This window comes from Thermosulfurimonas dismutans, assembly GCF_001652585.1.
Taxonomy (GTDB): Bacteria; Desulfobacterota; Thermodesulfobacteria; order Thermodesulfobacteriales; family Thermodesulfobacteriaceae; genus Thermosulfurimonas; species Thermosulfurimonas dismutans.
Map to the genome: position 1 here is coordinate 241,440 of NZ_LWLG01000001.1, position 14,199 is coordinate 255,638.

Here is a 14,199-nt window from a genome sequence, read left to right on the forward strand (position 1 = left end):
CCGGTGCGAATCCTAATCTTTTGCCTGTGTCTATTTCTTCCTCTTCACAGTTGGGCCTTAAAAGTAGGGCTCCTGTTAAAGGACACCTCGCCTGAAAAAGAAAAATTCCTTCGCCTCACCGAAGAACTCACTTCTCGCTTTCGGCTGGAGGGCCTGAGTTACTATTTCTCGACCTACGATTCAAGGCGTCCTTTTAAGGCCATACGCCAGGCCAAAAGCGAGGGCGTGGCGGTGCTCATCGGCCCTTTCCATCCTGGGGACAACGAAAAGGCCATGGAAGCCGCCAGGGCCTATGGTATCCCCATCATTTTACTCACAGGCGACCTAGATCCCTTGAGGATGCCGGACGAACCCTTTAGAGGAGTCTTTCGCACAGGCCTCTCGCCACGCTTAGCTGCCAAGGGCATCCTGCGCTGTCTAGCGAAGAGAGGATTCCAGCGGATTGGCCTACTTCTCTCCCTTGACCAATACGGCCACACCGGGGTGAAATGGCTCAAGGTTTATGCCTGGGAGTATCGCCTGCGAATATCGAAAACGGTGTGGTTCGGGCCTCGGGATACTACGCTCTTCAACAGGCTCGAAGAACTTCTGCCGATGGAGGCCGTGGTGGTCTGGTGTGGACGAGAATCCGCCCTCAAAGTGGTGCGCGAAATGGATCGATACGGCCTAAAAATACCGGTGATCTTTGGCCCAGAGATCGCAGACGAAGAATTCCTAAGGTCACACCCCGAACTTCATGGTTATCCTTTCCCGGCCACGGCCCTTTATCTTTCATCTCAAAGAAGAGCCTTAGAGATTCAATCTTTGTCTTTAAAAATTTCCGCTTTGGTAGATGCTTTGTTTCTGATAAAGCATCTGATAGCCATCGGGGCCTATCCCACCGAAAAGGCCTTTGAGGAGCTGGGGAAGGTAGAGCTTCCAGGAGGCACTTATTATCTTTCCTCGGACGACCACTACGGCCTTCTGCCCCAAAGCGTAGGCCTCTTTATTTACGATCTAGGAGGTTTTAGGCCTTACTGTGCTCCAAGATCTCTTTGAGAGCTAGCAAGACCTCTTCCGGCTCGAGTTCAATAAGACACCTCGGTTCCGGGCACCTTTTCCTAAAACAGGGGCTACAGGAAAGGTCCTTCCGCAGGACTCGGTGCCCGCCCCCAAAGGGGCCCGTACGCCATGGGGCCGTAGGTCCGAAAAGCGCGACCACCGGTCGCCCGAGGGCCGCAGCCAGGTGCATGGGCCCGGTGTCCACTGAGACCACCGCCACCGCCCCTGAAAGGACCCCGGCCAGTTCTTTTAAACTGAGCCTCCCAGCAAGGTTCAGCCCCTTCACCGCAAGTCGATCCAAATACTCCCGATCCCCTGGGCCGCCCACCCAGAGCAGGGGATAACCTAGACTAGAAGCCCTTCGGGCTAGCTCTCGCCAGCCCGCCTCCGTCCAGAGCTTGGTGGGCCAGCGGGTGGCCGGGATAAAGACTAACCAGGGGGGAGGTGGAAAACCTAGTTTTTCAGCCAGAATATTGGCAGATGGATAGGGTGCTAGAGGGAATTCTACCGGTTCGGCGATCCCCCCCAGATAGGCGGCCGCCGAAAGATAGCGCCTTACGGCGTGAAGATCCGGATCGTAGGGGGGCAACTTTTCGGTAAGGGGCAAGGTACTCCCCTCACGGTGGTTGGCAAAACCGACCTTCCGCGCGCTTTTTGCCAGGGCCACCACCAGGGCGCTCTTTAAGAGGCCCTGGAGATCCAAGATTACCTCGTAGGTCTCCGCCCGGAGCTCGGCCATAAAACGCCGAAAAAGGGACATCCCCTTCCGGAATCCCGAGGCACTCTTGAGCAACCGCAGAATACGCCGGCGGGGAAAGATGAGGAGCCGGCGTATAAGAGGGTGGCCCATAAGGATCTCGGCGTTTTGTTCTTCCACCACCCAGTCGATCTCAAGTCCAGGATAGGCCCGCTTTAAGGCCGAAAGCACGGGCAACGTCTGGACGACATCTCCCAAGGCTGAAAGTTTTACGATCAGAATGTTTCTCATTCGTCTCCCTGAGCCAAGTACCTTCGCAAGGCCTCCGCAGTGGGGGTCTCAAGCGCAATGAGGCCTTCCGGAGGCCCCTCGTAGAGAACCTGGCCACCAGCCTCGCCACCCTCCGGGCCAAGGTCCACGATCCAGTCGGCCTCCTTGATGACTTCAAGATTGTGTTCGATCACCACCACGGTGTTTCCCTGATCCACCAGGCCGTGGAGGAGCCGCATCAACTTCTGCACATCCGCAATATGGAGTCCGGACGAGGGTTCGTCCAGCACGAATAAGGTCCCGCCGCGGCCGCCCTTCACGAACTCCGTGGCCAGTTTCACACGCTGGGCCTCGCCGCCCGAAAGCGTAGGGCTGGGTTGCCCCAACGTGAGGTAATCCAGCCCCAAGTCACAAAGAATTTCAAGGGGCCTTCTCACCTGTGGCACCGCGGAAAAAAAGTCCCGGGCTTCCTCAAAGGTCATCGCCAGGACCTCTGCGATGTTCTTACCCTTATACCGGATGTTTAGAGTCTCTTCGTTAAACCGGGCCCCTCCGCAGACCTCACAGACCTGATAGACCTCCGGCAGGAATTTCATTTCCACCCGGATGATGCCCTGCCCCTTACAGGCCGGGCACCGACCTACCTCCACATTAAAGGAAAACCGGCTCTCGGTATAGCCCCGAGCCCGGGCCTCACGTGTACCGGCAAAGAGCCTCCGGATTTCGGTCATAAAGCCCACATAGGTGGCTGGCGTGGATCGGGGCGTACGTCCGATGGGCGAGTGGTCAACCTGAAGAACCCTTCTCAATTCTTCGTAACCCTCAAGCCTCCTCGCCCCCACCGGACCACCCTTCCCGGAAAGGAGGTTTTGCAGGCTCCGGTAAAGCACCTCCGTGATCAGGGTGGACTTGCCCGAACCCGAGACTCCAGTGACCACCGTGAGGGCCCGGAGAGGAAACCTAACGGTTACCTCCTTGAGATTGTAAAGGGAGGCCCCGTGCACGGTAAGAAAACTTTCCGGTTTTCGTCCTTTTCCTGAAAGGCGATAGCGGCTACGGTCGGCAAGCACCTTGGCCGTAACGGAATTCTTGGTTTCGGATAGTCCTTCTGGAGAGCCGAAATAAACTACCTCTCCGCCCCGGCGACCGCCTCCGGGCCCAAGGTCCACCACCAGATCCGCAGCCAGGATGGTCTCCTCGTCGTGTTCCACCACGATGACGGTGTTACCCCGGTCGCGCAGACGCCTCAGGGCCGCAAGGAGTTTTTCCGTATCCCGGGGATGTAGCCCGACCGTAGGTTCGTCCAGGATATAGGCCACGCCGGTAAGGTTCGAACCCAGCTCTGCCGAAAGCCTAACCCGTTGGGCTTCGCCTCCGGAAAGGCTCTCCCCGGGTCTCGAAAGTGAAAGATAGGGCAAACCCACCTCCACCAAGAACTTAAGACGTGCAAGAACCTCGCGGAGGATGGGCTTGGCGATCTCGGCTTCACGGCCGGAAAATTTTAGACGGCGTAAAAAGTCTATGAGCTCCGAGACCGGGAGGTCCGAAAGCTCGGCGATGTTCCGGCCTCCGATACGGAAGGCCAGGGCTTCGGGCCTGAGCCTGGTGCCGTTGCAGGCCGAACAGACCTCACCATCGGTCTCCCCCAGCCCATTGCACTCTGGGCAGGCCCCGGCCCGGGTGTTGAAGGAAAAGAGCAGGGGATCGGGCTCTGGGAGACTCACTCCGCACTCCCCACAGGAAAGTCTCTCGCTCACGAAAAGCTCGCCCTCTTCGTGCCAGATCACGGCCTCGCCCCGGCCGGCCTCAAGGGCCAGAAAGAGGAGCTTCCGGAGCTCTCTTTCCGCGGAACGGCTCACCTCCGTTTCCCCAACCACCACTTCAATGGTGTGTTCCCGGAAACGGGAAAGTTCCGGGAACGGCGGCATGGTGATGAACCTTCCGTCTACACGGACCTCACGGTAGCCGGCCGAAAGCGCTCGCTCAAAAACCGGCCGGTGGAACCCCTTCCGGCGTCTCACCCGCGGCGAAAGCACTTTCACCCGTCTGCCGGAAAGTTCCGCGAGGATCCGCTGGAGTATCGCCTCCCGGGAAAGCCTGGTAAGGGGCCGTTCACAGCGGGGACAGTGGGCCTGTCCGAGCCGGGAGAAAAGCAGACGCAGATAAGGCAAAATGTCGGTAATGGTCCCTACTGTGGAACGTGGACCAGGTCGGCTTGATCTTTGTTCGAGAGCCACCGTGGGGGGGATACCTGAGATGAGGTCTACCTCCGGTTCCTCGTAGAGTTTCACGAATTGGCGGAGATAGGCCGGAAGACTCTCCAGATACCGCCGCTGGCCTTCGGCAAAAAGCAGATCAAAGGCTAGGGTGGACTTGCCCGAGCCCGAGACCCCGGTAACCACGATCAGTTTCTCACGGGGGAGGTCGAGAGCCAAATTTTTAAGGTTGTGATGCCTGGCACCCCGCACACTTATTAATTTCTCGCGAGGCTTTAAGTCGGGGAAATGAGAAGCCTCCACCCGCAGGTCTCCGGAAAGATACCTCTTAAGCCACTCTCCGGTGGGGGTATCTCGTTCAAGAAGCCCGGAAAGAGGCCCCTCGTAGAGTAGGTGCCCTCCGGCCACGCCCCCTTCAGGGCCTAGTTCGATGACCCAATCGGCCGAAAGGATGACCTCCGGGTGATGCTCCACCGCGACGACGGTGTGGCCCTTCTCGACCAGGCGCCTCAACGCCACAAGAAGCTTTTCTATGTCCTTGAGGTGAAGCCCCACCGTGGGTTCGTCCAGGATCAGAAGGGCCTTCTGGCTATCGGGAAGCCCGAAAGCCCTTGCCATCTTTAACCTCTGGGCCTCACCGCCCGAGAGAGTGGAAAGAGGCTGGCCCAGCCTAAGGTAGGAGAGCCCCACCTCTTTCGCCGGCAAGAGCCGGCGCACTAGCTCCCGATGGCCGGAGAAGAAGGCCAGGGCTTCCTCAACCGTCATCTCAAGGATCTCGGCCACGTTCTTCCCTCGCCAGCGAACGGAAAGCACCTCCGGCTGGAATCGTTTTCCTCCGCAGGCCTCACAGGGAAAGGTCAGGTCCGAGAGAAACTGCATCTCCACCACTTGAAAGCCTAGGCCCTCACACTCCGGACATCGGCCTTCGGGGGAGTTGAAAGAGAAATGTGCGGGCGTAAGTCCCCGCTCTTTGGCTTCGGGCGAGGCAGCGAGCAGGCGCCGGATAAGGTTGTAGGCCCCGAGATAGGTGGCCAGGTTGCCCCGCGGGGTCCGTGAAAGCGGACTCTGGTCTAGCAGGATCACCTCCGAGATATCCTCGTGCCCTTCAAGGGCCTTGAAACGGCCAGGGGGTTCGGTAGCCTCTCCCCGGGCCCGCTTTAACCCCCGGTAGAGGCAGAGTTCCACCAGGGTGGACTTTCCGGACCCCGAGACCCCACAGACCACCGTGAGGGCCTCCTTCGGGATTCGCACCCTAATGTTCTTAAGATTGTTTTCCGAGACTCCCCGTAGGACCAGAAATTTCTCAAGCCGCGCCTTATAAGGCCGGGATAATTCTTTCTTGCGGGGGCGACGAAGGGCCCGCAGGGCCTCCGCAGTGGGGGTATCCTTTTCGAGAAGATTATCGGGTTTTCCCACATAAAGGAGGTTTCCCCCGGCCTCTCCGGCCCCTGGCCCGAGGTCCACCACCAGGTCCGCGGAGAGGATGACCTCCGGGTCGTGTTCTACCACCACGGCCGTGTTTCCATAAGCGGAAAGCCTTTTCAGAAATCGGATTACCCGTTCCGTATCTCGGGGATGAAGTCCGGTGGTGGGTTCGTCGAGGAGATAGAGAGTCTCGGTGAGCTCGGAGGAAAGGGCCCGGGTGAGTAGCACCCTGGCTACCTCACCGCCAGAAAGCGTACGGCTCTGGCGGTCGAGGGTGAGGTAGGAGAGCCCTACCTCGTCCAGATAGGCAAGACGCCGATATATTTCTCGAGCCAAAAGGTTCTCGGCGCGTGGAAGGTCGCCTCTAAGAAGGTCCTCAATAAATCTCCGGGCCTCCGAGACCGGAAGGGCGTAAAACTCCCCCAGATTGAGTCCATTGAGGAAAAACTGCAGGGCCTCCGACCGGAAACGGGTGCCCCCACAGGCTGGGCACTGTCGGTAGGCCCGGAACCGAGAAAGGAGTATACGCACGTGGGCCTTGTAGCGTTTGGTTTCGAGCCAGTCAAAAAGGTCCTTTACCCCGTACCAGGTCCCGTCCCCGAAAAGGATTTTCCGGCGCACCTCTTCTGGAAGGTCCTCCCAGGGCCTCTCGAGTGGGATACCGGCTCGCCGGCAGTATTCCCAGAGGTCCTCCTTTACCTCCCAGGCGAAGGGCATCTCGAGCACGGTAATGGCCCCATCCTTAAGGGACTTTTTAGGATCGGGGATGACCAGATCCCAGTCTATGTCGAGTACCCGGCCAAATCCTCTACACTCCGGGCAGGCCCCAAGGGGACTGTTGAAGGAAAAGAGATTGGGAACCTTGCGGGGCACCGAAAGCCCGCAGTAGGGACAGCGGGCCCAGGGCGAAAAGCGATATTCTTCCCCGTAAGGGAGATGCACCCTCACCTCTCCGGCCATCTCAAATCCGCGTTCAAGGGCCTCCACTAGGCGATCTAAGACCGCAGACTCGAGCTTTACTCGGTCGAGGACCACTTCTATCTCCGGGGGAAGAGAAGAAACCTCCTCAAGCTCGCAGATCCGACCCGAGAGATAGGCCCGATAAAAACCGGCCTGAAGAAGGCCCTCGCGCAAAAGCGCTGGGTCTTCTCGGGCCTTAACCGGTGCGGTCACAATGGCCGGTTTCCCTTCGGCGAGCAGGAGGAGTTTCCTGGCCGCCGAAAGGGGATCCGAAGCCGAAACTGACCTTCCGCACCCGGCACATCGGGCCTCAGCGGCACGGAAATAAAGCATCTTGGCAAAGTGCGTAATCTCCGAGAGGGTCCCCACCGTGGAACGGGAGCTCTTTACGGGGTTGACCTGGGAGATGGCGATGGCCGGAGGAATGTTCTCGATAGCCTCCACTTTTGGCCTGGGAAGCCTTTCAAAGTACTGACGTACATAGGAAGAGAAGGTCTCGAGATATCTCCTTTCACCTTCCGCAAAGAGGGTATCGAAGACCAAAGAAGACTTTCCAGAACCCGAAACCCCGGTCACACAGATAACGTGGTAAAGGGGCAGTTTCAGATCCAGACCTTTAAGATTGTGCTCATGACAGCCTTTAAGGATAATTTCTCGCATATTTCGCCTTTTCACTCCGAAAAATTCATAGTAGACTTGCAAGGTCTATCGAAGGAAATAACCAGATGTTTAAAAAGATAGAGGAATTTTTAGGAAACCGGAAGGTTACTCTTCCGTCCCCACCCACCCTGGCCGTAAGGCTACTTGAACTAGTAAAAAAAGAAGATTATACCAAACTGGCGGAAGTGATTCGTCTTGACCCGGCCCTGGCGGCTCGAGTGTTAGCCCTGGCCAACTCTCCACTCTATCGAACAGACCAAAAAGAGATTACTTCTATAGAAACCGCCATCTCTTTACTAGGAACCGAACTCATCAAAAATGTTGCACTCTCTTTCATCGTTGCCCGAAATTTTAAGCCCAAAGGGTTTCGAGAACTAACCTTTGATTTTGAGCGTTTCTGGAAACGGGCGGTAACACAAGCCGTAGCGGCAAGGCTTCTGGGCCTCAAACTCGAAGATAAAAACGAAGACCATCTTTTTACCAGTGCTCTCCTTATGGATATCGGAATAATCGTCTTTTATCTCCTTTTGGGTGACGAATATCTAGAAGTATTTGACGAAAAAGAAATCTCCGGCAAGTCCCTTCGTGAGATTGAAAAGAACTTTTACGGCTTTTCACATGAAATCTTGGGAGCCTACCTTTTAAAACAATGGCACCTCCCCGCACATATCGTTCAGGATGTCCATTATCATCATGACTGGGAAAAAGCCCCGGAGAAATACAGAACTCACGCCCGAATCCTCTATTATGCTGATCTTATTGGAGGCATCTATTTCAGTTATACATCTACCCTCAAATACCAAAAAATTCTAAAAGAATTACCGGAATTCCTAAAAATCTCTGAGAGAGAAATTCTAGAACTCATAGACCGGGTTGCACTTGAATGTCGGGATATCTTTGCCTTCTTCGATCTTCCACAAGAAAAGCTCCCCTCTTACTCGGAGATTTTGGAGCAGTCCAAAACCGAGCTCGAGAGACTCAGTATTTCCTATGTCCTCCTCCTTAGGCAGTTAAAAGAGGAGAAAAGGCGTGCGGAAGAACTTGCCCGCAAGTTAAAAATGGTTAACGAAAAGCTCCGCAAATTGAGTATTATTGACGGTTTAACTGGGCTATACAATCACCGTTATTTTCAGGAACGCCTCCAGGAAGAATTTGAACGGACCCGACGCTACCGCCACAGTCTCTCTCTGATCATGCTGGATATTGACTATTTTAAAAAAGTCAATGATACCTATGGTCATCTTTTCGGGGACTTCGTTTTAAAGGAACTGGCTCGGATCATAAAAGAAAGTTCGCGAAAAACAGACATCGCGGCCCGTTACGGAGGGGAAGAATTTGCCCTTATTCTACCGGAAACCGAAATCCAAGGCGCAAGTGCACTAGGAGAAAGGCTACGCTCACGAGTAGAAAAGCATTCCTTCCAAATGAATGGTATGTCTCTCCACATCACTATCAGTCTTGGGGCCGCTTCCATTTTTCCGGCTGAAAGCTCCAAAACCCCTCGGGATCTTATTGAGACTGCAGATAAGGCCCTTTATTACTCTAAGACGCACGGTCGAAATCGCCTTACGGCCGTAAATATCACCGAGTAAATTTTAATTTTTAATTGACTTTTAATTTTTGTTTCCCTATGATTAGGGAACACAGAAATCCTGCCTCAGGAGGTTTTTTATGAGGCGTTTTGGCTTAATAGCCCGTATAGGCTTGATCTTCAGTTTTATCGTAATCCTGAATCTCACAGGTCTAGCCGCCCTATTCTGGGCTAAATGGGAATACCGTAAGACTAATAAAATGGTAGATGTACATATTGAGGAACTTCTCCGCATTCAGGAGCTCAAATACCAGTTTACCCGCTGGAAGGTAAATATCCTATCCGGCATGTTCAATCTGGCCGAATTTCGCTTTTCTACTAAGGCCTTGAAGGAACACCTCAAAGAACTTTCGCCTCATACCCCTGAGGAAAAGGCCTTTGCCGCCGAAATAAACCAAAAATATCGGAATATGCAGGCTCTTTCCTCCGAGATCCTTCAGATGCTGGCGAGTTCAGACGAGTGGGAGGATGAAGACGACCTTCGGGATGAGCTTCTGGAAATTTATAACGAAAAACTTAGCCCCCTCACCAAGAAGATCTATAAGATCCTTGACCAGGGATTGGAAAGCACCAAAAAAGACCTCCTTTCCTACCAGAGGGCCGCTGATGAAAAACTGCGATTGGTATCTCTTTTACAAATATGCACAGCCTTCCTTTCCATCTTATCCTTGATAGGTCTGGGGCTTTACCTGCATAGGAAACTGCGGCGTGGCTTTTCGGCTTTAGATGAAGCCCTAAGTCTTATGGCCCGGGGTGACTTTACCCACCAGTTGACAGTTAAAGGACAGGACGAGATTGCCCAGATGTTGACAAAGATAAACCAAACCATTGAGGAATTAAGGCCTATCATCCGGAAAATCCGTTCCATTTCTTCCGATCTTGACAACGATGCTCGGGATATGAAAGCCTTCTCCGAAGAAACTATTCAGGAGAATGAACATACCAAAAACCGGGCGGAAAGTATGCAACGTGGAGCCGAAAACATTCTGGCCAACGCTGAAGTGGAGGCCCAGGCCGTAAATGAAATCTCGTCCGCTATTCAGGAAATCAGTCAAAATACCACCAAGGCTAGCCAGGTAACCAACGAGGCCGTGGAAAAGGCACGTTTGGCCCAGCAAGTTATTCATCGTGTAGGGGAAGTGTCTCGAGAGATAGAATCCGTAATCCAGCTCATAAACAGCGTGGCCGAACAGACCAAATTTTTGGCTTTAAACGCCACCATTGAGGCCGCCCGGGCCGGAGAGGCCGGCAAGGGCTTTGCGGTGGTGGCTAACGAAGTCAAGGAGCTGGCCCGCCAGACCGCGGAAGCCACTGGTGAAATCACGCAAAAGATCCGGGCTATGCAGGACGAATCCTCACAGGCCATTCAGGTCACCGATGAAATCGTAGGTATCATTGAAGAGATTAATCAGATCGCCTCCACTATTGCGGCTGCGGTAGAAGAACAGACAGCGGTCATTAGCGAAATTGCTGAAAAGCTTGAAACCACCAGAATGGACGCCGAAACCCTTTCTACCGAAGCCCAGGAAGCTTACAAAGTGGCCGTTCGAGCGGTAGAGACCGCCCGCAAGAACCTGGAACACGCTCAGGGACTTTCAAATCTGGCCCAAGAACTGGCCTCTTTAGTGGCCCAATTCAAGGTTTAAGGCCCAGCCAAAGAGCCGGCGGAGGGACTTGAACCCTCAACCCTGGGATTACAAATCCCATGCTCTGCCAGTTGAGCTACGCCGGCAGGGGGATCATCGAAGAGTGGCGGAGGGGGTGGGATTCGAACCCACGGTGCCCCTTTTGGGGGCACACTCGCTTAGCAGGCGAGCGCCTTCGACCACTCGGCCACCCCTCCGAACTTTTCTCAGTTTAGCCAGACTTTTTCCAGCTAGCAACCCTCAGCGGAGGGGGAGGGATTCGAACCCCCGGAGGGCGCTAGGGCCCTCAGCGGCTTTCAAGGCCGCCCCCTTCGACCACTCGGGCACCCCTCCTCAAATTCTAAAAATAGCCTATTTCCTCTTAAACTCAAGCTTGTATATCCTGCCTTTCCCTGTAAAATGCATACCAAAATTTCGGGGAGGCCGCTATGAGCCCGGAGGAACTTTTCGAGGAAGGTGCCTTCCTCCTCGTAAAACAAGAGTTCGAAAAGGCTTTAGAATACCTTTCGAAAGCCATTGAGGCCGACCCTAGAATGACGAAAGCTTACCAGGCCCGAGCGGCGATCTATCTGCGTCTCGAACGGCTGGACGAGGCCGAAACCGATCTTCAAAAAGCCTTGGAGCTTGAGCCCAAAAACGCCCGGCTTTATTTCCGTTTGGGACAAATATTTTACCGCCGCAGCCAACTCGGAGAAAAAGAAAAGAACCTCGAAAAGGCTTTAGAACTTTTTAATAAGGCCATTGACCTCGATCCCCTCTACGCCGCAGCCTTCATGGCCCGCAGCCAGGTCTATCGGGACTTGGGCGAGGAAGAGCTAGCGGATTTTGATCTAGACAAGGCCGTGGCCGTACAGAGGGAAACGGCCAAGGCCAAAAAGATTATAGATTTTTAGCCCAAAACTACCGTCCAGCCGAAGGGATCTTCTTTTTCGCCGTACTGGATAGCGGTAAGTTCGTCAAAAAGCCTTCGGGCAAGGGGACCGGTCTCTCCCCGATTAATCAGGTATTCTTGGCCTTGGTAACATAAGACTCCCACCGGAGAAATTACGGCCGCGGTACCAGTGCCGAAACATTCCTTGAGGCGTCCGCTCGCCGCCCCTTCTATTACTTCTTCAATACTTACGCGCCTTTCCGAAACCGGAAGACCCCAGTGACGGGCAAGTTTGATGACCGAGTCTCTTGTAATTCCCGGAAGGATACTTCCCGAAAGGGCCGGAGTCACCAGTTCGTCCTCGAAGTAAAAGAAGATATTCATGGTGCCCACTTCTTCCACATAGCGCCGTTCCACGGCGTCAAGCCAGAGGACCTGGGTATAGCCCTTGCTTTTGGCCACCTCTGCGGCCTTAAGGCTGGCAGCGTAGTTCCCTCCGGCCTTGACCTCTCCCGTGCCTCCAGGAGCGGCCCGCACAAATTCATCGGTGACATAGATCTTCACAGGATTGAAACCCTCCTGATAATAAGCACTAACCGGCGAAAGGATCACTATCAAAAGGTACGAATGGCTAGGTTTCACCCCTAAAGAAGGTTCGGTTCCGAACATAAAGGGCCGAATGTAAAGGGCCGCCCCCTTCTCCCTAGGGATCCAGGCCCGATCAATGAGAATCAGCTTTTTAATGGCCTCGAGCACAAAGTCTTCATCAATCTTTGGCATACACAACCGTTCGGCCGAACGATTAAGTCGCCGCATGTTCTCCCATGGACGGAAAAGACGAATCTTCCCGTCCACCCCGAAATAGGCCTTCAAGCCCTCAAAAATGGTCTGGGCGTAGTGAAGAACAATGGCCGCGGGATCAAGCGTAATGGCACCGTAAGGTTCAATGCGGGCTGAATGCCATCCCCGGTTGCAGTCATACTCCATGACAAACATGTGCTCGGTAAAAAGCCTCCCGAAGATAAGATTCTTGAGTTCCGGAACCGGACGGCGTTTATTCTCGGGAACCAGCCTGAGTTCGATCTCCATTTTCTTGCCTCACCGAAAAATTGATAATAAAGTATGCACAACCTTTAACTCAAGGAGAGCAAATGCTCAAGTGGTTCCGTCGCAAAAAAGAAGAGGCTCCGGGAACCCAACCGGAAAGGGCACCGGAAAAAGCCCCCTTGTCCGAACCTGTTATCTCTCAGCCCCAACAGGAGACCAAGAAGAATCTCTGGCAGAAGTTCAAGGACGGGCTTTCCAAGACTCGGGAGCGGCTGAAAGACTCCCTGGGAGAGCTCTTTGAGATCGATCGGCTGGTGGATCAGGCCTTCCTCGAGGAACTGGAAGAAATCCTCATCACCGCCGATATAGGCATCGAGACCGTCAATCGGTTGCTTGAGCCCTCACGCAAAAAGATCCTTACTGGCGAACCTCTTAAGGTTAGTGAGCTCAGAAGGAGCCTGCGAGAGGAAATGCTCCAGATGCTTACGGTTCCAACTCCTCCTTTCCCTCCTGAGGCCAGCCCGGCGGTCATCTTTTTTATTGGGGTAAACGGAGTAGGCAAGACCACCACCCTGGCCAAAGTAGCCTGGCATCTCAAGAATCGAGGATTTTCGGTGCTGGCGATCGCGGCCGATACCTTCCGGGCCGCGGCCATCGAACAGCTCGAGACCTGGGGCAACCGGGTTGGAATAGAGGTTATTAAACAGGCTCCCGGAGCCGACCCTGGAGCGGTGGTGTATCAAGGGCTTCAGGCCGCCAAGGCCCGGGGAACAGAGGTGGTTCTGGTAGACACTGCCGGCCGACTGCATACCAAATACAACCTCATGGAGGAGCTCAAAAAGATGGTCCGAGTGGCAGATAAGGTGATTCCCGGAGCCCCGCACGAAAATATCTTGGTGCTTGACGCCACCACCGGTCAAAACGCCGTGAATCAGGCCAAACTTTTTGGAGAAGCGGTCAAACTCCATTCTCTTATCATCACCAAAATGGACGGCACAGCCAAAGGCGGTATAGCCGTCACGGTGGCCCATCTATTCAAACTTCCCATTCGCTTTGTGGGCCTTGGCGAAAAGATGGAAGACCTTGCGCCTTTTGAACCCAAGGCTTTCGTGGACGCCTTGTTGCCATGAGGGCTCTACACCTCATCGGCCCTACCGGTTCTGGCAAAACTCCTCTGGGAGAAACCTTACAGACACGAGGTCTTTTCGGTCACCGGACTCACCACTTTGATTTCGGGGCGGAGTTAAGACGTGTCGCCCGGGGGGAAGGACCTCCAGAAATTCTCCCGGAGGAGGTGGATTTTATCAAACGTGTGCTTTCCGAAGGCCTGCTCCTAGAAAACGAACACTTCTATCTGGCGGAAAAGATCTTCCAGGCCTATCTCAGACAGAAAGGCGTCAGGGCCGAGGATCTCATCGTGCTTAATGGTCTACCCCGACACGAAGGCCAGGCCCGAGACATGGAAAGGCTGGTTGAAATCAAGCTATGTGTAGAACTAGCAGTCGATAAAAAGATTCTGCAATTTAGACTCTCCAAGGATCCTGCTGGAGACCGCCGAGAGCGTGAGGACGATCTGGCTGAACTCGTAGCCCGCAAATTAGAATGGTATTACAAGCGCACCCTGCCCTTGAAAGATTATTACCGCGAGAGAAAAATTCCGGTGCTGACCATTCCAGTTGAAAAAGAGGATACCGGCGAAAATCTTTACCAGAAGCTCTTAGAGTTCTTGTCAGAAAAAGAATTTAAAATTATTTTTTCTTTCTAAAGAATCTTCC

At 54.1% G+C, this 14,199-nt stretch carries 9 protein-coding genes and 3 tRNA genes; 6 read left to right on the top strand and 6 right to left on the bottom strand.

What is annotated here, in order from left to right; genetic code table 11:
- Nucleotides 1-3: 3 nt before the first annotated feature.
- Nucleotides 4-1,038, top strand: a complete 1,035-nt coding sequence (locus TDIS_RS01370; RefSeq protein ID WP_068668508.1) for a type 1 periplasmic-binding domain-containing protein — start codon at nucleotides 4-6, stop codon at nucleotides 1,036-1,038.
- Here TDIS_RS01370 and waaC read toward each other — a convergent pair.
- Nucleotides 1,007-2,029 carry a lipopolysaccharide heptosyltransferase I gene (waaC, locus tag TDIS_RS01375; protein WP_068668510.1) on the bottom strand — a complete coding sequence of 341 codons (1,023 nt, stop codon included), beginning with the start codon at nucleotides 2,027-2,029 and terminating at the stop codon, nucleotides 1,007-1,009. The two genes, TDIS_RS01370 and waaC, sit on opposite strands and share 32 nt — an antisense overlap.
- Nucleotides 2,026-7,269, bottom strand: a complete 5,244-nt coding sequence (uvrA, locus tag TDIS_RS01380) for an excinuclease ABC subunit UvrA (protein WP_068668513.1) — start codon at nucleotides 7,267-7,269, stop codon at nucleotides 2,026-2,028. The genes waaC and uvrA overlap by 4 nt, the downstream gene beginning before the upstream one ends.
- A gap of 65 nt (nucleotides 7,270-7,334) precedes the next feature.
- On the opposite strand from uvrA, the gene TDIS_RS01385 reads away from it, so the two are divergent.
- Complete coding sequence (locus TDIS_RS01385) at nucleotides 7,335-8,861, top strand: sensor domain-containing diguanylate cyclase (protein WP_068668515.1); 1,527 nt, start codon at nucleotides 7,335-7,337, stop codon at nucleotides 8,859-8,861.
- Between the two features lie 79 nt (nucleotides 8,862-8,940).
- Nucleotides 8,941-10,506 (top strand): methyl-accepting chemotaxis protein, encoded by a 1,566-nt coding sequence (locus tag TDIS_RS01390; RefSeq protein WP_068668518.1) that lies wholly within the window; start codon nucleotides 8,941-8,943, stop codon nucleotides 10,504-10,506.
- A 13-nt stretch (nucleotides 10,507-10,519) separates the two neighbouring features.
- Here the strand turns inward: TDIS_RS01390 and TDIS_RS01395 are convergent.
- From TDIS_RS01395 to TDIS_RS01405, 3 genes are all read right to left on the bottom strand, one after another.
- A tRNA-Thr gene (locus TDIS_RS01395) sits at nucleotides 10,520-10,592 on the bottom strand.
- Nucleotides 10,593-10,610: 18 nt separating this feature from the next.
- Nucleotides 10,611-10,703, bottom strand: a tRNA-Ser gene (locus TDIS_RS01400).
- 47 nt (nucleotides 10,704-10,750) lie between these two features.
- A tRNA-Ser gene (locus tag TDIS_RS01405) sits at nucleotides 10,751-10,839 on the bottom strand.
- A gap of 95 nt (nucleotides 10,840-10,934) precedes the next feature.
- Between TDIS_RS01405 and TDIS_RS01410 the strand changes: the two genes are divergently transcribed.
- A complete protein-coding gene (locus tag TDIS_RS01410; RefSeq protein WP_068668520.1) occupies nucleotides 10,935-11,399 on the top strand; it encodes a tetratricopeptide repeat protein in 465 nt (154 codons plus the stop codon).
- Here TDIS_RS01410 and TDIS_RS01415 read toward each other — a convergent pair.
- The gene (locus tag TDIS_RS01415) at nucleotides 11,396-12,466 is read right to left on the bottom strand and encodes a branched-chain amino acid aminotransferase (protein WP_068668522.1); all 1,071 of its coding nucleotides are present in this window, start codon (nucleotides 12,464-12,466) and stop codon (nucleotides 11,396-11,398) included. The genes TDIS_RS01410 and TDIS_RS01415 overlap by 4 nt on opposite strands.
- Before the next feature lie 62 nt (nucleotides 12,467-12,528).
- On the opposite strand from TDIS_RS01415, the gene ftsY reads away from it, so the two are divergent.
- A complete protein-coding gene (gene ftsY, locus TDIS_RS01420) occupies nucleotides 12,529-13,554 on the top strand; it encodes a signal recognition particle-docking protein FtsY (protein WP_084270891.1) in 1,026 nt (341 codons plus the stop codon).
- Nucleotides 13,551-14,189 (top strand): nucleoside monophosphate kinase, encoded by a 639-nt coding sequence (locus TDIS_RS01425; RefSeq protein WP_068668524.1) that lies wholly within the window; start codon nucleotides 13,551-13,553, stop codon nucleotides 14,187-14,189. The genes ftsY and TDIS_RS01425 overlap by 4 nt, the downstream gene beginning before the upstream one ends.
- Nucleotides 14,190-14,199: the final 10 nt, after the last annotated feature.